The sequence below is a fragment of the Pseudomonas sp. KB_15 genome (genome assembly GCF_052114525.1).
Classification (GTDB): Bacteria; Pseudomonadota; Gammaproteobacteria; order Pseudomonadales; family Pseudomonadaceae; genus Aquipseudomonas.
Window position 1 is genome coordinate 39811 of the sequence record NZ_JBFREX010000020.1, and the last position, 18869, is coordinate 58679.

General features: G+C 61.3%; 13 protein-coding genes and 1 pseudogene. 10 read left to right on the plus strand and 4 right to left on the minus strand.

Going from position 1 to position 18869, the window contains the following annotated elements; translation table 11 throughout:
* Position 1: 1 nt before the first annotated feature.
* Complete coding sequence (locus AB4Z35_RS17445) at positions 2 to 1459, plus strand: N-acyl-D-amino-acid deacylase family protein (protein ID WP_442098320.1); 1458 nt, start codon at positions 2 to 4, stop codon at positions 1457 to 1459.
* A gap of 216 nt (positions 1460 to 1675) precedes the next feature.
* Positions 1676 to 2044 carry a glyoxalase superfamily protein gene (locus AB4Z35_RS17450; protein ID WP_442098322.1) on the plus strand — a complete coding sequence of 123 codons (369 nt, stop codon included), beginning with the start codon at positions 1676 to 1678 and terminating at the stop codon, positions 2042 to 2044.
* A 26-nt stretch (positions 2045 to 2070) separates the two neighbouring features.
* Here AB4Z35_RS17450 and gliR read toward each other — a convergent pair whose 3' ends face one another.
* Positions 2071 to 3099, minus strand: a complete 1029-nt coding sequence (gene gliR, locus AB4Z35_RS17455) for an AraC family transcriptional regulator GliR (protein WP_442098324.1) — start codon at positions 3097 to 3099, stop codon at positions 2071 to 2073.
* Between the two features lie 210 nt (positions 3100 to 3309).
* Between gliR and AB4Z35_RS17460 the strand changes: the two genes are divergently transcribed.
* The 6 genes from AB4Z35_RS17460 to AB4Z35_RS17485 all read left to right on the plus strand — a co-directional run bounded on the left by AB4Z35_RS17460 (position 3310) and on the right by AB4Z35_RS17485 (position 13179).
* Positions 3310 to 4905: an FAD-binding oxidoreductase gene (locus AB4Z35_RS17460; RefSeq protein WP_442098326.1), complete on the plus strand. Its 1596-nt coding sequence runs from the start codon at positions 3310 to 3312 to the stop codon at positions 4903 to 4905.
* Positions 4906 to 4910: 5 nt separating this feature from the next.
* Positions 4911 to 6500, plus strand: coding sequence for a glycerol-3-phosphate dehydrogenase/oxidase (locus tag AB4Z35_RS17465; protein WP_442098328.1), 1590 nt, complete (start codon positions 4911 to 4913; stop codon positions 6498 to 6500).
* A gap of 20 nt (positions 6501 to 6520) precedes the next feature.
* Positions 6521 to 8089 carry an FGGY-family carbohydrate kinase gene (locus AB4Z35_RS17470; RefSeq protein WP_442098329.1) on the plus strand — a complete coding sequence of 523 codons (1569 nt, stop codon included), beginning with the start codon at positions 6521 to 6523 and terminating at the stop codon, positions 8087 to 8089.
* Between the two features lie 242 nt (positions 8090 to 8331).
* Positions 8332 to 9621, plus strand: a complete 1290-nt coding sequence (locus tag AB4Z35_RS17475) for a phospholipase (RefSeq protein ID WP_442098331.1) — start codon at positions 8332 to 8334, stop codon at positions 9619 to 9621.
* A gap of 71 nt (positions 9622 to 9692) precedes the next feature.
* Positions 9693 to 11648: a DUF1302 domain-containing protein gene (locus tag AB4Z35_RS17480; RefSeq protein WP_442098332.1), complete on the plus strand. Its 1956-nt coding sequence runs from the start codon at positions 9693 to 9695 to the stop codon at positions 11646 to 11648.
* Between the two features lie 157 nt (positions 11649 to 11805).
* Positions 11806 to 13179 (plus strand): DUF1329 domain-containing protein, encoded by a 1374-nt coding sequence (locus AB4Z35_RS17485; protein ID WP_442098333.1) that lies wholly within the window; start codon positions 11806 to 11808, stop codon positions 13177 to 13179.
* A gap of 165 nt (positions 13180 to 13344) precedes the next feature.
* On the opposite strand, the gene AB4Z35_RS17490 is transcribed toward AB4Z35_RS17485, so the two are convergent.
* Both AB4Z35_RS17490 and AB4Z35_RS17495 read right to left on the minus strand, forming a co-directional pair.
* The gene (locus AB4Z35_RS17490; RefSeq protein WP_442098392.1) at positions 13345 to 14208 is read right to left on the minus strand and encodes a methyl-accepting chemotaxis protein; all 864 of its coding nucleotides are present in this window, start codon (positions 14206 to 14208) and stop codon (positions 13345 to 13347) included.
* Positions 14203 to 15264: pseudogene (locus AB4Z35_RS17495) on the minus strand (methyl-accepting chemotaxis protein); the annotation flags it as partial. The pseudogene AB4Z35_RS17495 and the gene AB4Z35_RS17490, both read right to left, overlap by 6 nt.
* A gap of 260 nt (positions 15265 to 15524) precedes the next feature.
* Here AB4Z35_RS17495 and AB4Z35_RS17500 point away from each other — a divergent pair.
* Together AB4Z35_RS17500 and AB4Z35_RS17505 are read left to right on the plus strand one after the other, a co-directional pair.
* Positions 15525 to 16196 carry a histidine phosphatase family protein gene (locus tag AB4Z35_RS17500; protein ID WP_442098335.1) on the plus strand — a complete coding sequence of 224 codons (672 nt, stop codon included), beginning with the start codon at positions 15525 to 15527 and terminating at the stop codon, positions 16194 to 16196.
* 34 nt (positions 16197 to 16230) lie between these two features.
* Positions 16231 to 17064 carry a phosphatase PAP2 family protein gene (locus tag AB4Z35_RS17505; RefSeq protein WP_442098336.1) on the plus strand — a complete coding sequence of 278 codons (834 nt, stop codon included), beginning with the start codon at positions 16231 to 16233 and terminating at the stop codon, positions 17062 to 17064.
* 205 nt (positions 17065 to 17269) lie between these two features.
* Here the strand turns inward: AB4Z35_RS17505 and AB4Z35_RS17510 are convergent, their stop codons facing one another.
* Positions 17270 to 18709 (minus strand): ArnT family glycosyltransferase, encoded by a 1440-nt coding sequence (locus tag AB4Z35_RS17510; protein ID WP_442098338.1) that lies wholly within the window; start codon positions 18707 to 18709, stop codon positions 17270 to 17272.
* Positions 18710 to 18869 lie beyond the last annotated feature (160 nt).

Here is an 18869-nt window from a genome sequence, read left to right on the forward strand (position 1 = left end):
CATGCAGTACGACACGCTGATTCGCAACGCCCTGATCATCGACGGCAGCAACAGCCCCGGTTATCCCGCCGACGTGGCCATTCTCAACGGGCGCATCGAGCGTATCGGCGACTTGCGCGATGCCCGTGCCAATGAAGAAATCGACGCACAGGGCCATGTGCTGGCGCCGGGTTTCATCGACGTGCACACCCATGACGACACCGTGGTCATTCGCCAACCGCAGATGCTGCCCAAGCTCAGCCAGGGCGTGACCACGGTCATTGTCGGCAACTGCGGGATCAGTGCTTCGCCGGTGAGTCTGCGCGGCGATCCGCCGGACCCGATGAACCTGCTGGGCACGGCCGCTGCGTTCGTTTATCCGACCTTCCGCGACTACCGCACGGCGGTGGAAGCGGCGAACACTACGCTGAACGTCGCGGCGCTGGTGGGCCACACGGCATTGCGCAGCAATCATCTGGACGACCTGTTCCGCACCGCCACGGCGGATGAAATCGCCGCGATGCGCGAGCAACTGCGCGACAGCCTTGAGGCCGGCGCGTTGGGCCTGTCCACCGGCCTTGCCTATGCCAGCGCCTTCTCGGCATCAACCGATGAAGTGATGCAACTGACCGAAGAGTTGTCGGCGTTTGGTGCGGTCTACACCACCCATTTGCGCAGCGAATTCGAACCGGTGCTGGAGGCCATGAACGAGGCGTTCCAGATCGGTCGTCATGCGCAAAGCCCGGTGATCATTTCCCACCTCAAGTGTGCCGGCGCCGGTAACTGGGGGCGTAGTCCGCAGCTGTTGGCGTCCCTGGAAGAAGCAGCGAAATCGCACCCCGTGGGTTGCGATTGCTATCCGTATGCCGCGAGTTCATCGACCCTGGACCTCAAGCAGGTGACCGATGCCCACCGCATCACCATTACCTGGTCGACTCCGCATCCGCAGATGGGCGGCCGCGACCTGATGGACATTGCCGCCGAATGGAATCTGTCATTGCTGGAGGCCGCCCGCCAACTGCAACCGGCCGGTGCGGTGTACTACGGCATGGATGAGGCGGATGTGCGCCGGATCCTCGCGCATCCGCTGTCGATGGTCGGCTCCGACGGCTTGCCGGAAGACCCGTTCCCACACCCACGCCTGTGGGGCGCATTCCCCAGGGTGCTCGGACATTTCAGCCGTGACGTAGGACTGTTCCCGCTGCACACTGCCGTGCACAAAATGACCGGACTGTCGGCGGCACGCTTTGGTTTGAAGGCGCGCGGGGAAATCCGCGAAGGCCATTGGGCCGACCTGGTGTTGTTCGATCCGGCGACCATCCGTGATGTCGCCGACTTCAACGATCCGCAGCGGGCGGCGCAAGGCATCGAGGGCGTATGGGTCAACGGTGTGTTGAGTTACCGCGATGGCCAGGCCAACGGGCGCAGGGAAGGGCGGTTCCTGGCCCGGGAAGGGGATTTGCGCACAGGGTTTCAGTGACGTTTCGAGGACTGCGTCACAGTGATGGCACTTTGAGGCTAAAGAATGGCGTTTCCGCGCCGAAGGACTGATATCAAATCCGACAACCTAACGCTGTTCAATCATGTAGGAGCGAGCCTGCTCGCGATGGAGTCAAAGGCGCCGCGTTTAGCCAGTCAAAACGCGTTATCGTTAACGACCATCGCGAGCAGGCTCGCTCCTACAGGGAGCAACTCGATGAGCTTCGGCAAAACCACTCCGATCCTGCGCATTTTCGACGAAGCCAAGGCAGTGGAGTTCTACGTTGATTTCCTCGGCTTCAAGATCGACTGGCAGCATCGATTCGAAGCGAATTTCCCGCTGTACCTGCAAATCTCCCGTGGCGAATGTGTGCTGCACTTGTCCGAACACCATGGCGACAGCACGCCGGGTTCTGCGCTGCGAATCGAGACGGATGAGTTGGAGAAGTTTCAACAGCAACTGTTGGCCAAGGAGTACAGGTTTTCCCATCCACAGATTCAGGCCATGCCGTGGGGCAGCCAGGACATGACCATCGTCGACCCGTTCGGCAATCGGTTGGTGTTCACCAACGCGATCAGTCTCTGAACCTTCAGCCCCGCAGACTTAAGCCTTCAGCCTTCGTTTGGTACCCGGTGGGTTTGGCGAAACTCGCCGGGCGGCATCCCGCGCCGGCTTTTGAACGTGCGGTGAAACGAGCGGGGTTCGGTGAAACCCAGGTATTGGGCGATGTCCTGAATCGGCAGGGTGCTGTTGAGCAGGTAATGCTCGGCCAACTCCTGGCGCAGGTCATCGAGGATCTGCTGGTACGATGTACCGGCCTGATGCAGCTGACGTTGCAGCGTGCGCACGGACACGGCGAGATGCTCGGCCACCTGCTCCTTGCGTGGCAAACCTTCCTTGAGCAACTGGCGCAGGATGCTTTTAACGCGCTGTTCCAGCGACGCGTCCTCCAGTGTGGCCATCAATCCCAGGGCATGTTCTTCCAGCGTGCGCAGCAATTGCGCATCGGCCTGGCGCAATGGCAACTGCAAATACGGCAACGGCACAATCAGCGCCGAATAAGGCTGGTCGAACAGTACCGGGCAGTCGAAGAACTGCTCGTACTGTGCCAACGTCGTGTCGGCCGGACAGGCATGCTCCAGCCAGACGGCAGCCGGCGACATTTGCGTATCGGCGATCCAGCGCGCGTATTGCAGCCAGGAACCGAGCACGTTTTCCACCAGGTGCCGGCGAATTCGCGGGCGTTGATGGCGGCAGGTCCAGATCAGGTGCACGTCGCTGCCTTGCACCTCGGCGCGGCTGACGCCCATGTCTCCCACCAGCTTCTCGAACGGCATGATGCGGCTCATGGCGTCGCCCAGTGTCGCGCAGTTCATGGTGATGTAACCCAGCACGCTCCAGGAGTTGGGCAACACAAAACGTGCGGCGTTGAGACCGAACAACGGATCGCACGAGTGTTCGCAGAAATAATCGAGCAGTCGTTCATGGGCTTCACCCGGCAACCGCAGGCTGTTGTCACTCAATTGCTGTGCCTGCAACCCGGCAGCCGTCAACGCAGGCTCGATGGCCATGCCCAGTTGTTCGGCATGACGCAGGTATTTGAGCAGCGGCGGAACTGAAGTGAAGCCCAGGGATTGCATGATCGTATTCCTTTGATCAAGGCCCGCGTGCGCGGATGAATGCCCTGAAAGGTAATTTGAAACCACGGCTAAAGTAAATGGCTGACGCCTGCGCGACGTTTGACTCAATTGGCTACTCGAACTGGCCCGATGCGACCGTGACACTTTCCGGCGGCTGACTAGTATGGGGGCCTGAAATATCACTGATCAGAACCGCAAAAGGACACACGCATGCGACGCTGGAACGGCTGGGGAGATGCAACCACGGTGGTCGAACTGCCGGCCCAGGGCGCGAGTTTTCTCGCCCGGCGGGTGGGTGACGGTCGAGCGCTGCCCGATGCGACGCTTGAGACGGCATTGGCCCGCGTGCCCCCGTCGCGGTTGCAGCAACGCTCCTTGTACAGTGTGGATGCCCATGATCGTTTGCTGCATGCCCGGGGGCAGAGCCTGCCGGACTGGCTGGCGTTGCGTGAGGGCGCGTTGGGGAGTTATCCCGACGCCGTAGCATTCCCCGAAACCGCTGAACAGATTCGCCAGTTGCTGGCGCTCGCCCATGAGCAGGACCTGTGCCTGATTCCGTATGGTGGCGGCACCTCAGTGGCGGGGCACATCAATCCGCCGAATTCTACGCGGCCGGTGGTGACGGTTTCGCTGGCGCGGATGAACCGCTTGCTCGACCTCGACGAACAGAGCCTGCTGGCCACCTTCGGCCCTGGTGCCAGTGGGCCGCAGGTGGAAAGTCAGCTGCGCGCCCGCGGCTACACCCTGGGGCATTTCCCGCAGTCGTGGGAGCTGTCGACCGTGGGCGGTTGGGTCGCCAGCCGTTCCAGTGGCCAGCAGTCGTTGCGCTATGGGCGCATCGAGCAACTGTTTGCCGGTGGGACCCTGGAAACCTTTGCCGGACCTTTGCAAATCACCTCGTTTCCGGCCTCGGCTGCCGGACCCGATCTGCGCGAGGTGGTGTTGGGTTGTGAGGGCCGTTTCGGGATCATTTCCGAGGTCAAGGTGCGGGTCAGCGCACTGCCCGCCGATGAACGTTTCTATGGGGTGTTTCTGCCCGATTGGCCCAAGGCGCTGCAAGCCATCCGCCAGTTGGCCCAGGCACGCGTGCCGCTGTCGATGCTGCGCTTGTCCAACGCGGTGGAAACCGAAACCCAGCTGGCGCTGGCCGGCCACCCGCAGCAGATTGCCTGGCTGGAAAAGTACCTGGCCCTGCGCGGTGCCGGTGAGGGAAAATGCCTGTTGACGTTCGGCGTCACCGGCAATCGCCGGCAAAATGCGTTGTCCCTGCGTCAGGCCCGGCGGCACCTCAAGTCTTTCGGCGGGGTGTTTACCGGGACCTTGCTCGGCAAGAAGTGGGCACAGAATCGTTTTCGTTTTCCCTACCTGCGCGAAAACCTGTGGAACGCCGGTTACGTGGTGGACACCCTGGAAACGGCCACTGACTGGAGCAACGTCGATCACCTCCTCACGCTTATCGAAAACAGCCTGCGCGACGCCCTGGCTGCCGAAGGCGAGCGGGTGCATGTCTTCACCCACCTTTCCCATGTCTATGGCGAAGGATCAAGCATCTACACCACTTATGTGTTTCGCCCGGCGGCGGACTACCCCGCCACCCTGGCGCGCTGGCAGGCACTCAAGCAGGCGGCCAGCCAGACCATCGTCGACAACCACGGCACCATCAGTCACCAGCATGGCGTGGGCAAGGACCATGCGCCGTACCTGCGGCGGGAGAAGGGCGCGCTGGCGATGGACACCCTGCAGGCACTGAGTCGGCATTTTGATCCGGCCGGGCGACTGAACCCTGGCACGCTGTTGCAGGAGTGACGGCCATGAGCCTGGACTGGAATGCGGCGTGGCGTCAGCAGGTGCTGCCGACGCTGGCGGATGAAACCTGGGATCTGATCGTCATCGGCGGCGGCATCAGCGGCGCCGGTATCCTGCGCGAAGCCGCACGCCGAGGGTGGCGTTGCCTGCTGCTGGAGCAGCGCGATTTCGCTTGGGGCACCTCCAGCCGCTCCTCGAAAATGGTTCATGGCGGCTTGCGCTATATCGCCAAGGGCCAGTGGCGGCTGACCCGCGATTCGGTCCGCGAACGCCAGCGCCTGCTCGACGAAGCGCCGGGGCTGGTGGAGCCGATGAGTTTCATGATGCCGCATTACCGTGGCGGTTTTCCCGGACCGCGGGTGCTGGGTGGTTTGCTGTCCATCTATGACGCATTGGCCGGGCGGCGCAACCATCGCTTCCATGACGCGCAACAACTGCGTTATCTGGCGCCCGGGGTGAAGGAAGATGACCTGCTGGGCGGCACCTGTTTTGTCGATGCGCTGACCGATGATGCCCGTCTGGTGATGCGCGTATTGGGCGAGGCCCGGGCCGGCGGCGCCGTGGTGCTCAACGGCGTGCGCGTGCAGCAATTGCTGCGTGAAGAGGGGCGCGTTTGCGGCGTTCAGGTCGAAGACTGCGAGGGTGGCGGATTACTGACATTGCGTTGTGGTGTGCTGGCCGTGGCCACCGGCGCGTGGGCCGAGCGCTTGCGCCTGCCCGATGCCCCTCGCCAGTTGCGCCCGTTGCGTGGCAGTCATTTGTTGTTGCCGGGCTGGCGTTTGCCAGTGGCGCAAGCCTTCACTTTCCTGCACGAGCGCGACCGTCGACCGGTGTTCGTTTTCCCTTGGGAGGGTGCCACGGTGGTCGGCACCACGGACCTCGATCATCAAGGCGATCTGGACCAGAGCGCAAGCATCAGCTTTGATGAACTCGACTATCTGCTGGCGGCCTGCAGCCAACAGTTCCCCCAGGCCGGTGTGGTCGCTGCCGATGTACTGTCGACCTGGTCGGGGGTGCGCCCGGTAGTGGGCAGCGCGGCGGGTGAGCTCAAACCGTCGAATGAAACCCGTGAGCATGTGCTGTGGCAGGAGCCTGGGTGCGTGACCCTGGCCGGCGGCAAGCTGACCACCTTTCGCCCCCAGGCAATCGAAGTGCTCAAGGCCTGCGCGAGCATGCTCGACCGCCCCTTCAATGATGACGCCGCGCCGGTGTTCGCCGTCGTGCCGCCGCAGGCGATACCGGGGCTCAGCGCCAACCAGTGGCGGCGCCTGGCCGGGCGGCACGGCCGTGACCTGCCGAGGCTGGCGAAGCTGCTCGTCGAACTGGGCCATGACACCGTCGGCGGCACTGACACCTTGTGGGTGGAGCTGGTCTTCGCGTGTGAGGCGGAAATGGTCCTGCACCTGGATGACCTGCTGCTGCGCCGAACCCGCCTGGGCCTGTTGCTGCCGCGCGGTGGCGAGGATTATTTCGCCGCCATTCGCCAGCTCTGCCAACCGCGACTGGGCTGGGACGATGAGCATTGGCAGCAGGAATTACAGCGTTATCGGGCGTTGTGGCAACGCCATCATGGTTTGCCGGATGCCGCGCATTGATGCCCATTGAAGAGAGCTCCATGGATAACCACCCGAACAAGCGTTACCTGCTGGCCATCGACAATGGCACCCAGAGCGTGCGCGCGCTGCTCTTCGATCTGCAGGGCAATCTGCTGGGCAAAGGCAAGGTCGAGTTGCAGGCCTATTACTCGACTCAACCCGGCTGGGCCGAGCAGGACCCGGAGTATTACTGGGCAAAACTGGGTGAGGCCTGCCAGCAGGTTTGGCAGCAAACCGGTATCGATCGTTCACAGATTGCCGGCGTGTCCCTGACCACCCAGCGCGGCACGGTGATCAACGTCGATGCCCAAGGCAAGCCGCTACGCCCGGCGATCCTGTGGCTCGATCAACGCCAGGCCGAAGTCAAGGACGGCATCAAGGGACCGTGGGGCTGGCTGTTCAAGCTGGTCGGCGCGCAAGCCACGGTGGACTACTTTCGCACCCAGGCCGAGGCCAACTGGATCGCCCGCCACCAGCCTGAGGTCTGGGCGGCGACCGACAAGTTTTTGCTGCTCTCGGGGTTTCTCACCCATCGCCTTTGTGGACGCTTTGTCGATTCCGTAGGCTGTTGCGTCGGTTACCTGCCGTTCGACTTCAAGCGCTTGCGCTGGGCTGCGCCCGCCGACTGGAAATGGCAGGCGCTGGCGGTGCGTCCCGAGCAACTGCCGAGCCTGCACAAACCCGGTGAAACCCTCGGCTACATCAGCGCCGAGGCCAGCCGCCACACCGGCATTCCCGAGGGGCTGCCGCTGATCGCCGCGGGTGCCGACAAGGCCTGCGAAGTCGTCGGTTCCGGCGTCGTCGACGCAGGCACCGTGTGCCTTTCCTACGGCACCACGGCGACGATCACCAGCACCCGGTCGCGCTACCTGGAAATCGTCCCGTTGATTCCGCCTTACCCGTCTGCGGTGCCGGATCAATACAACTGCGAGGTGATGATTTATCGCGGCTACTGGATGGTCAGCTGGTTCAAGAACGAGTTCGGCCTGCGGGAAATGCAGCAGGCCAAAGCACAGGGCGTGGAGCCTGAGCAACTCTTCGATGCGCTGGTCGACGCGGTGCCGCCGGGCTCCATGGGGTTGATGCTGCAACCCTACTGGTCGCCCGGCATCCGTGAGCCGGGTGTGGAAGCCAAGGGCGCGATGATCGGCTTCGGTGACGTGCATACCCGTGCGCACATTTACCGGGCGATCCTCGAAGGTCTGGCGTATGCCTTGCGTCAGGGCATGGAGAAGATCGAGAAGCGTTCGAGGGTCTCCATCACGCGTTTGCGCGTCGCCGGTGGTGGCTCCCAGAGTGATGCCGCGATGCAACTCACTGCGAACATTTTCGGCCTGCCGGCCGAGCGTCCGCACGTCTACGAAGCGTCCGGCCTGGGCGCGGCCATTTGCTGCGCGGTGGGGCTGGGGCTGCACGCGGACTTTCCCACGGCGATGGCCGCCATGACTCGGGTCGGTGCGGTATTCATGCCGCAACCCGAGGCGCAGCAGATCTATGAGCGACTGTACAAAGAGGTCTACCTGCGCATGTATCGACAGCTCAAGCCGTTGTACCAAAGCATCCGCAAAATCACCGGTTACCCCGCTTAGGAAAACACCCGAGAACCCTGTGGGAGCGAGCTTGCTCGCGATGACGGCAGCACATTCGATATCAATGGTGACTGACCCACCACCATCGCGAGCAAGCTCGCTCCCACAATGACCTTCGGTGTTTTTTTACACCGTGCATGTGGCGCTATCGGAGAACTTTTCTGGTGAGATTGGACAGTGTCAGGGGCAGGACCGGTTGTTAGGCTCAACCCTCACTGCACATCCAATAAGAACCAAAAGCAATGAAGCTGACATTTCTCCTGCTGCTGCTTTGTGGAACGGTGCCGACGGCGTGGGGCTGGTCCAACCATACGGTGGGCAGCTACCTGGCGTTGCAGGACCTGCCGGCCTTGCGCGCAGTCCCGCAGGTCGAAGTCGAGCCATTGGAGCAGTTTCTCGCGCAGCAATACGAAGCAGTGAGCGCTCTGCTGGACGAACAGGAACGCTTCGCCCGCGAGCACTTCGCCCAATACCCGCCACGCCCCGATAATCTGCGGCTGCCCGTCGTGCCCGGGGACAACTTGCGGCACGACTTCCTCACCGCGATGCGGATCAATCCACAGATTCATCTGGCCATGGTGATCCAGCCGTTGCCGGGCAAGGACCAGCCTGAACGTGAACACCTCAACGCCGGGCAGGTCATGGTTGAACAGACCCGCTCACCGTGGAATCGTCAGCGCTTCATCCGCGTGGAGGACGGCGAAAAAGTAGCACCGCTGGCCGTGTTGGCCAGCGCCGCCGATGAGCCTGATTATGGCCACGACATCAACCTGTTCAGCGACAACCCGGGCGAGGTGGGCGCGTTGTACGGTTTCGGCCCACAGCCTTTCGGCGACGCGCGTTTTCAGTACAGCTCCCAGGCGCCGTTCCATATGGGGTTTTTCCATGAAAGCCCGGTGGTGTATGCCGCTGCCGGATTTCTTCAGCGCAGTTGGCCGGACTGGCGCGCCTATCAGTACATGGGGTTGGCGCGACTGGCGTTTGCCACTGGTCATCCTTATTGGGGCTATCGATTTCTCGGTTGGGGCCTGCACCACGTTCAGGACCTGACCCAGCCTTATCACGCCAAGCCGCTGCCAGGTGTCGACCTGGCGAGCCTGCTGTTGCTGGAAGGCAAGGCCTTGGCCGGCTTCGATGCCGACAAACAGGCGGCCATCGAACGGGTCGCCACCCGGCACATGGAAGTGGAGAAATATCAGTCGACCTGGCTTCGTCGCCTGCTGCGCGCAGGCCAGGTACACCCGATGCTCGACGCTTATGCCGATTTTGCACAGGACGCCCGTTATCCGCCGTACTCGGTGGACTACCTGCGCGAAGTGGTGAGTGCAGAGTCCGTCGACGAATCCGCAGGGTTCGATGAAGCCATCGGCCAATGGCTGGACACAGCACCGATCACCAGCGATTTCAGCAGTGGTAATCAGCTGCAGCGCGAAGACTTCGACCATCCGGCACTTAATCAACAGCTGTTCAAACTGCTGGGACATTTCGGCGCACACAGCCGGATTTATGCCAGTGCGGGATTGGCGCCATAGCCATTGCGGCAACTTTGTCCGCTTACACAGAAACAATAAAAACAACAAAACCAGGGAAAGAGGAACAGATCATGAGGACTCGATTTCGGCTGTCTGGCGCGGCGCTTCCCGGCGTCGGCCTGGCAGGGCTGCTGCAACTGTGCGCGGTCGACGGCGTGCAGGCCGAAGAGTTCAGTGTGCTGGACAAACAGATCACCGGTTCATTCGACAGTACCTTGTCTTATGGCCGCTTGTGGCGGGTCCAGGGCCGGGACAAGAACAACGACGACATCAACACCAACGACGGCAATCGCAACTTCGACACCGGTCTGGTTTCCGAGGTGTACAAGATCACCTCCGAGCTCGAGGCCAACTATCAGAACTACGGGATGTTCGTGCGCGGCACCGCGTTCTATGACACCCAACTGATGGACAAGCGCAACGATTACTACCGCAACAACAACCCGGCGCAACCTAGTCAGAATTTCCCGCAGGACGACCACTTCACTGACCAGACCCGCGATATCGCCGGCAGCCGGGTGGAGATGCTCGACGCCTACCTCTATGGCAACTGGGACGTAGCGCAGATGCCGCTCACGGCACGTATAGGGCGCCAGGTGTTCAACTGGGGCGAGGGGATTTTCTACCGTGGCGGGATCAACACCACCAACCCGGTGGATGCGGCCAAGTACCGTTTGCCCGGGGCCGAAGTCAAGGAAGTGCTGGTACCGGTGGAAGCGCTCAGCTTCAACATCGGCCTGACCGACACCCTGACCATGGAAAGCTTTTACCAGACGAACTGGAAGGAAACCCGCATCGACCCGGTCGGCACTTTCTACTCGCAGACGGACCTGTTCGCCGACGGCGGCAACACCGCCTACAACAACTTTACCGGTACCGCGCTGGACACCCCGGTGCCTGGCTTTGGCAACGTGATCGATCTGTACAGCGCGCTGGGCAACAACCCGGTGCTTAAACAGGCCCTGAGCACCACCGGCCTGTACGCCAACGGAGTAACCCCGGCCTTTGGCAACACCGTCAAAGTGGCCTCGGTCGGCAAGGATTTCAACGCGCGCAACGACGGCCAGTTCGGTTTCGCTTTTCGCTACATCGCAGAAGCACTCAACAGCACCGAGTTCGGGTTGTACATGGTCAACTACCACGCCAAGGAACCGACCATTTCCGCCGATCTGGGAGGGTACAAGGGCATCGACATGAATGCCCTGACCAACCTGTTGGCCGGTGTCGCCGGCAGTCAGGCGGGGCAACTGGCCAACGGCCTGGCGACCGTGGATGTGCTGGGCAATATTCAGGCGCATCGGCGCTACGCCGAAGACATCCGCATGTACGGCTTCAGTTTCAACACCACCCTGGGCCAGGCGTCGGTGTTCGGTGAGGTGGCTTATCGGCCGAACCTGCCCATCGGGGTCGCCGCCACCAACGACCTGATCGGCGACCTGGCCAACGGCGCTGCCGCAGCGGCAGCCGGCCAGACCATCAACATCGGCGGGCAGCAGGTCACGCTCGACAGCCAGATCAATAACGCTGAGCGGGTGGAAGCGTTCAACACGTCCATGGGCACCATTTACAACTTTGGCCCGAGCCTGTCATTCGACTCGATGTTCGGCGTGTTCGAACTGGCGTCCGAGCACCTGCGCGGCAGCAGCCTGCAATACACCGCTTTTGACGGCAGTACCCGTTACTTCGCGGGCACAGGTAACTTTTCATATGTGTCCGGTGGCGAGCGCAGCGACCAGGTCAACCGCAACTCCTACAGCTACACCGCGATGCTCAACGGCACCTGGAACGACGTGTATGCCGGGGTCAACGTCTCGCCTTATGTCGTCTACAAGGATGACTTCGAGGGCAACAGCTATCAGGCGGGCAACATCATCGAGGGCCGCAAGGCCTACACCCTGGGGATCAAGGCCAACTACCAGAACAAACTGGAGGCCGAGCTGCAATACACCGAGTTCTATGGCGGTGGGCAGGACAACGGCCTGCGTGACCGCGATAACGTCGGCTTCAACCTCAAGTACTTCTTGTGAGTTCCAACTCATCCCCCTGTAGGAGTGAGCCTGCTCGCGATGACGGACTTTCAGTCGAAGTTGATGTTGGCTGACACACCGCTATCGCGAGCAGGCTCGCTCCTACAGGGGATCTGCTGTGTTTTGCAGACCTGCTGGATTTTTTCGGAGAACGATCATGTTTTACACTTCACGACTGACCAAGACCACGCTGGCGCTGTTCCTGAGTCTGGCCGCCGGCAGTGCGCTGGCCGCGGTCACGCCCCAGCAAGCCGAGCAATTGAAAAGCACGCTGACGCCGCTGGGGGCCGAGCGTGCCGGCAACGCGGCCGGGACCATTCCGGCATGGAGCGGCGGTATCACCCAGGCGCCGGCGGGCTACAAGCCTGGCCAGCATCACCTGGACCCGTATGCGGCGGACAAGCCGCTTTTCACCATCACCAAGGCCAACCTTGAACAGTACAAGGCCCACCTCAGCCCGGGTCAGATCGCACTGTTCAACAGCTACCCCGACACCTTCCAGATGCCGGTCTATCCCTCTCGCCGCTCTGGCTCGGCGCCGCAGTGGCTGTATGACAACACCTTGAAAAATGCGATCTCGGCCAAGCTGCTCGATGGCGGGACCGGTTTTGCCGATGCCTATGGCGGTGTGCCGTTCCCGGTGCCCAAGGATGGGGTCGAGGTGCTGTGGAACCACATCACCCGTTATCGCGGCATCTATGTGGTCCGTCGTGCCTCCGAAGCGCCGGTACAACGCAACGGCAGTTTCGCGCTTGTGACCTCGCAGCAGGAGGGGCTCTTCAACTATTACCGTCCGGGCGGGCAGTTTGCCGACCTGAAAAACATCCTGTTTTACTACTTGGCGTTCGTGAAGAGCCCGGCCCGGCTGGCTGGCGGTGCGGCGTTGGTTCACGAGACCCTGGACCAGCTCAAGGACTCGCGTCAGGCCTGGGTCTACGACGCGGGCCAACGCCGTGTACGCCGGGCGCCGAACCTCGCGTATGACACCCCGATCGCCTCATCCGACGGCCTGCGTACGGCGGACGATACTGACCTGTTCAACGGCTCGCCAGACCGCTACGACTGGAAGCTCAAGGGCAAGCAAGAGGTCTACATTCCCTATAACAATTACAAAGTCGGTAGCCCTGAGGTGAAGTACGCGCAGTTGCTCACACCGGGCCACCTCAACCCGCAATACACCCGTTATGAGCTGCATCGGGTCTGGGTGGTCGAAGGCACGCTCAAGCCGGGCGCGCGGCATATCTATTCCAGGCGCGTGCTGTTTCTGGACGAGGACAGTTGGGGCGCCGCATTGGTGGATCAATATGACGGGCGAGGGGAGTTGTGGCGGGTGTCGATGGCCTACCTGAAAAACTTCTACGACCTGCCCACCACCTGGAGTGCGCTGGACGTATTCCATGACTTGCAGGCGCGTCGTTACTACGTGCAGAACCTGGACAACGAAGAGCCGGCCACAGTGGACTTCGCCCAACCGGTACCGGAAGACGCGTACTTCATGCCGTCTGCATTGCGCCAGCGTGGAACGCGGTAAGCCCCGTGCAGCACACCTTTTCAGATGTAGTCTGTGAGATCGCAATCGCGAGCAGGCTCGCTCCCACAGGTTTTTCTGAGTCGTTCACATATTCTGTGTTCGACTCTTTACCTGTGGGAGCGGGCTTGCCCGCGAATGGGTCTTCCAATCACAGCAGGTATACGGTCAAACGCGGAAGTGGCTCACCATCTGCTGCAATTGACCACCCAGCCGCGCCAGTTCAACGCTGGACTTGGCAGTCTCATCGCTCGCCGCAGCGGTCTGTTCGGACACGTCGCGCACGTTGATGATGCTGCGGCTGATCTCTTCGGCCACGGCGCTTTGCTGTTCGGCAGCGGCGGCGATTTGCTGGTTCATCGACTGGATGTTGGACACCGTGCGGGTGATGTTCTCCAGTGACTCGCCAGCCTTGCGGGTCAGGGCCACGCTGCTGTCGGTGAGGACGCGGCTGTTGTTCATCACCGCCGACACTTGCTGCGTGCCGTTCTGCAGGCCGGCCACCAGGCCTTCGATTTCCTCGGTGGATTTCTGCGTGCGCTGGGCCAGGCCGCGAACCTCGTCGGCCACCACGGCAAAGCCACGACCGGCTTCACCGGCACGGGCTGCTTCGATGGCGGCATTGAGCGCCAGCAGGTTGGTCTGTTCGGCAACGGCCTTGATCACGTCCATGACGCTGCCGATCTTGTCGCTTTCCTGTTGCAGCACGCTCATGGCTTCGGTGGAGCGCACCACCTCGCTGGCCAGACGCTCGATCTGGGCGATGGCTTCGTTGACCACCTTGTCACCTTCACGGGCTTCGCCGTCCGCCGCGGCAGCGGCTCGCGAGGCTTCTTCAGCGTTGCGCGCGACTTCCTGCACGGTGGCGGTCATCTCGTGCATGGCGGTCGCGACCTGATCGGTCTCGACTTTCTGGCTGTTGACCCCGGCGCTGGTCTGCTCGGTCACGGCCGACAGCTCTTCGGCGGCGCTGGCGATCTGGGTCACGCCGTCGCGGATGCCGCTGATCAAGTCGCGCAGGGTCACGCCCATGCGCGCGATGCCTTGCTGCAACACGCCGAGTTCGTCGCGGCGGGTAACCAGGACGTTTTGGGACAGGTCACCACTGGCGATGCGATCGACCACCGCCAGGGTTTCACGCAATGGGCGGGTGATCTGGCGAGTGATGACCACGGCGGCAATGATGCCCACCAGCAACGCCAGCAACGTACTGATCATTTGCAGAGTGCGTGCCCGGGCGCTTTCGGCGTCACGGCGGTCGAGCTGGATCTGGTACATCTGATCGCTCTGGGACACGATGGCGGCGCCCTGGTCGGTCATTTCCTTGCGCGCTTGCACCGCGTCGTTGCTGGCAACTTTGTAGGCCTGCAAGGCGCTGCGGTAGTTGCCCAGCGCGGTTTCCAGCTGACGCAGGGCGTCTTGCCGGGAATCGGCGAAATGCGTGTTCAGCGGTTTCAGGCTGGCGATGGCGGCGTCCAGTTGGCCGACCGCTTTTTGCTCGGTCTCGGCATTGGTACTGGCGGTATAGCCGCGCACTTCGTAGCGGGCCAGCAGGAACGCTTCCTTGGTCGCGGTGATGGCCTGGAACTGATCGAAGCGCTGGTCGCTCAACGGCATTTGCTGCACGCGGGCGTTGATGTCATTGATCAACGTGTTGGCGGTTTCGGCGCTGGCGCTCATGGCGTCGCGGGCGCTGTTGCCGGTGCGATAGGCGTTGCGCATCTTGCCGAGGGACGTCTTGTAGGCATCGATGACGGCGCCCTGCTCCCTGAGCAACTTGAGGTTTTCCGGGCTCTTGAACTTCGCCAGCAGGGCTTGCTGCTGGGCCGAGAAGGCGTCGAGGGTGGTCTGTACGGTCTGCGCGGCGGTTTCGTCGCCGTTGGTCAGCATGTACTGCAGGCGAACCACGCGCAGCTTGGTCAGGCCGCCATTGAGCTGGGTGATGTCGCTCATCCAGTTACTGCGGTCGATCAACCCGCCCAGGCTGGTCCAGCCGGTCAGGGCGAGGACGCAGGTCAGTGCCAGGACCAGGCCAAATCCCAGGCCCAGTTTCAGGTTCACGCTGATGTTGCCGAACCAGCTATTCATCAAATTCCTCCAGGAACGTAGTGCTTCTTTTTTGTCGGTTGGCTGGAAGATTGTTTTTTTTGGGGGCCGCCAAGCTGCGTAAGCAGGATGTATCGGCCGCAATCCCGGGAGCTGAAAGGATTTTGCCGAGCGGATTCTGTAACAAGATTTTTACAGCGCTTTTAAGCTTTTTTTCACATGCGTTTCACCAGTCACCGACGCAGGTTTCGCTAACCTTCCGGGATCTAATGGGGTGGTGTGTGCCGGCGAGGCGGCTTGATGTGGAATTAAGACTGAGTCTTTTCGGAATAAAACGCTCGATCGATCTGAACCGTTTTGCCCGCTATCGCAACGCTGCGGTGGTGTTGGCCTCGGCGTTGCTGGTTATCCCGCTGACCGTGTTTTTGCTGCGTCCCGCCACCGCGCCGGACCTGGCTCACGGCAATGTGGCCGGTGCACAGGCTCTGATGACGGGATGGGCCAAGGGCGACGTGATCGTACTGGTGCGCCACGTCGAGCGCTGCGACCACTCCTCTGCGCCTTGCCTGGTTGGTAACGATGGCATTACCGAGCGCTCTCGCAGTGTTGCCGAGAGCCTCGGGGCACAGTTCAAACACCTTGGCCTGGACAAGGCCGATATCTACAACAGCCCGATCCTGCGTACGGCGCAGACCGCCAACTTCATGTTCAACAAGGTCGGCACGGGCGAAGACTGGCTGATCATTTGCAAGGGCACCATGCTGCGCGACGCGTTGGCACACAAGGTTGCCGGTCGTAACCTGGTTCTGGTGACCCACAGCGAATGCATGGAACAACTGGAAATAGACCTCAAGTTACCGCCTTCGACCCTTGGTTATGGCGCTTCACTGTTTATTTCCGCCGAAACCCCGCAAACTCCGCGCATGCTTGGTTTCATCGATGCTTCTGACTGGAGCTCGGTGAGCACTCATTGAGTTTTTCCCTCTTCTTTTTGAATCAGGATTCACAATGCTGACCGCTTCTCGCTACCGCTTTTACTGGGTGAATTTCGGTATTCCGCTGGCCTGCGCGGTCGTGGTGTTCCTGATGTTCGACATGACCAGTATCGACATCGCCTTCAACAACTATTTTTTTGATCCGGTGACGCAGACGTACCCGCTGGACCAGGTCCATCTGTTCGAAAAAATCACCCATAAATGGGCGCGGATTATCCCGAACTGGACGGGCGAGATTGCGATTATCGGTGCCTTGTTGTCATTTCTCTGGCCGCGCCTGAAGGCCGAAAAGCATTCGAAAATCATCGCCTTCCTGGAAAAAATCAAAGTCGCACCGGTGCTGCGCTTTGCCACCCGGCACCGTCGCGATTTTCTCTACGTGGTGTTCGCGTTCTCCATCAGCACCGGGGTAATTCACTACCTCAAGGGCCACACCAGCGTGTATTGCCCGATCGAGACCACCCAGTACGGCGGCAAAATGGAGCACGTCGAGTGGTATGAAAATTTCGACCTGCTGAAAGTTGCCGGTCCGGGACGTTGCTGGCCGGGCGGGCACGCGTCGGGCGGGTTCACCATGCTGGCGTTGTACTTCGTGGCACGTCGCTACCGCTGGCGCTATTCGAAAGCGATCATGTACGGCTCGCTGACCCTCGGTTTCATCTATGGCACCACGCGAGTACTGCAAGGCTGGCACTATATGTCCCACACTTTATGGGCCGGGATCTTTGTGTGGCTGGCGTGTTTGCTGACGGCGCTGGCGTTTTACGGGCGGGCGAGGCTGGAACAGCCCGTGCTTTCAAAGGCGCAACAACCGCTACCGGCGACTCAGACCCAGCCAGTGAATTGAATTCGCCTTGAACAGCAAAACCCGCAACCCGAAAGGGCTGCGGGTTTTTTGTTGCTTGAGGAAATGTCAGTGAGTCATGGTTTGGGCGCAGCAAAGATCCACTGTGGGAGCGAGCTTGCTCGCGATAGCGGCAGGTCAGTCCGCATCATCATTGGTTGCTCTACCGCCATCGCGAGCAAGCTCGCTCCTACAAGTGGCGGGTGCCTCACTGCGCAACGAAGTAGTAGGCCTGACGCCCCACCATCATCGTCTTGAGCACCTTCAACGGTGCGGCAGGCTCAGTGTCGCCGGAGAGCACCGCGACATGATCGGGCGATGCGCCCAGAAACTCATGCAACTGCGACTCGGTATCGAGCCCTTTGAGCACGCTGCGGGTATAGAACACGCTGGCGCCGCCCAATCGTTCAGTGGCCTGGTACAGGGCAACTTGTTGCCCGTTGGCCTGCATCGACTGGATCTGCTCGGTCAGCGGCAGGAAGGACAACTTCCGGTCGGCATGGGGCATCGCCCATTGAGCCGCGGCGAAGTAGCCGCAAATGACCACGGCCAGGGTGCCAACCGCCAGACCGTTACGATACCCGGCCACGCGACCGATCCAGGTCGGTGAACCTTCACGGGACTTCAAGCGCTCGAGCAGCACGCTCGCGTACTCGGCAGCGACCACCGCTGCTGCGGGCGTCAGTGACATCAGGTACACCGTACGTTTGCTCGACGCCAGCGTCAGCATCACAAATTGCGCCAGCAACCACAGGGTGAAAAACAGTAAGTAACGGTTGGCCACCAGGCTTTTACGAAAATGCCACAGGCCCAGGTACACCAGAATATTCCAGGGCAAGAAGGCCTGGGGCAGTTTGACCAGGTAGTAATAGTACGGCTCGTGATGCCCCGCCTCGACGAAGGAACCGCTGAAGCGACCGACGCTGTTGGTCAATAACACTTCGGTCACGGCATGGGCGCCGCCGCGCTGGTAAAGCATCGCAAGCCAGATCATCAGCGGTACCAGCCCCAGTAGCGTCAGCAGGCCTGGCCGCAGCCAGCCCGCGACGTTCAGGCGTTTGTCCATCAGGCTGGTGGCCAGCAGGTACGCGAAGATCACCACTCCCGGCATGGCCAGGCCCAGCACACCCTTGCTTAAGGTCGCGATGGTGATCCCCGCCACAAATAGCAATCCGTTGCCGATGCTGGCTTGTCGTTGTCCTGCAAGGAACGCCAGCAGCGCTGCGCTCACCCCGAGGGCGAGCAACGCATCCTCACCGACACCGCGCACGTTGCTCCAGTAGCTGGCCATGGTCGCCAGCAGAATCGCCGCTGTCCACGCGACAGTAACGGGCCGGCCGAGCCGGCGCAGCATGGCGTACAACAGCATCACACTGAACAGCCCGGCGAATGCAGACGTCAGGCGAACGGCCCACGGCGTACCGCCAAATGCGCGAATCGCCCCGGCACCGAGCCACAGGCTCAGGGGCGGTTTTTCCAGAAACGGTTCGCTGAAAAGTCGCGGCGTCACCCAGTCATTATCCAGGTGCATTTCCATGGCAATTCCGGCGACCCGCGCTTCGGTGGAGCCTTGTAATTGGTGGTTGCCCAGGGCGAAGAAAAACAGCAGGCAACACAGTGCAAACAGCAGTGGGACAGGGCGCGACATGACTTCTGGTTACCGGTAAAGGACGGCTGAAAAAAATCAGGCAGAAAAAAGTATACGGAACGATTTCTTAACGAAGCATGAACAACTGTTGTGATCTATTGGGGGGGAAGGTCGACCTTCATTTCGCCAGCCAATCTGACATTCGATGCCCGGTGAGTCC

Bases quoted from the DNA above. Each gene is read 5' to 3' on its own strand.
- AB4Z35_RS17445 (WP_442098320.1), top strand. From the start codon at position 2: ATGCAGTACGACACGCTGATTCGCAACGCCCTGATCATCGACGGCAGC.
- AB4Z35_RS17450 (WP_442098322.1), top strand. From the start codon at position 1,676: ATGAGCTTCGGCAAAACCACTCCGATCCTGCGCATTTTCGACGAAGCC.
- gliR (WP_442098324.1), bottom strand. From the start codon at position 3,099: ATGCAATCCCTGGGCTTCACTTCAGTTCCGCCGCTGCTCAAATACCTG.
- AB4Z35_RS17460 (WP_442098326.1), top strand. From the start codon at position 3,310: ATGCGACGCTGGAACGGCTGGGGAGATGCAACCACGGTGGTCGAACTG.
- AB4Z35_RS17465 (WP_442098328.1), top strand. From the start codon at position 4,911: ATGAGCCTGGACTGGAATGCGGCGTGGCGTCAGCAGGTGCTGCCGACG.
- AB4Z35_RS17470 (WP_442098329.1), top strand. From the start codon at position 6,521: ATGGATAACCACCCGAACAAGCGTTACCTGCTGGCCATCGACAATGGC.
- AB4Z35_RS17475 (WP_442098331.1), top strand. From the start codon at position 8,332: ATGAAGCTGACATTTCTCCTGCTGCTGCTTTGTGGAACGGTGCCGACG.
- AB4Z35_RS17480 (WP_442098332.1), top strand. From the start codon at position 9,693: ATGAGGACTCGATTTCGGCTGTCTGGCGCGGCGCTTCCCGGCGTCGGC.
- AB4Z35_RS17485 (WP_442098333.1), top strand. From the start codon at position 11,806: ATGTTTTACACTTCACGACTGACCAAGACCACGCTGGCGCTGTTCCTG.
- AB4Z35_RS17490 (WP_442098392.1), bottom strand. From the start codon at position 14,208: ATGGGCGTGACCCTGCGCGACTTGATCAGCGGCATCCGCGACGGCGTG.
- AB4Z35_RS17505 (WP_442098336.1), top strand. From the start codon at position 16,231: ATGCTGACCGCTTCTCGCTACCGCTTTTACTGGGTGAATTTCGGTATT.
- AB4Z35_RS17510 (WP_442098338.1), bottom strand. From the start codon at position 18,709: ATGTCGCGCCCTGTCCCACTGCTGTTTGCACTGTGTTGCCTGCTGTTT.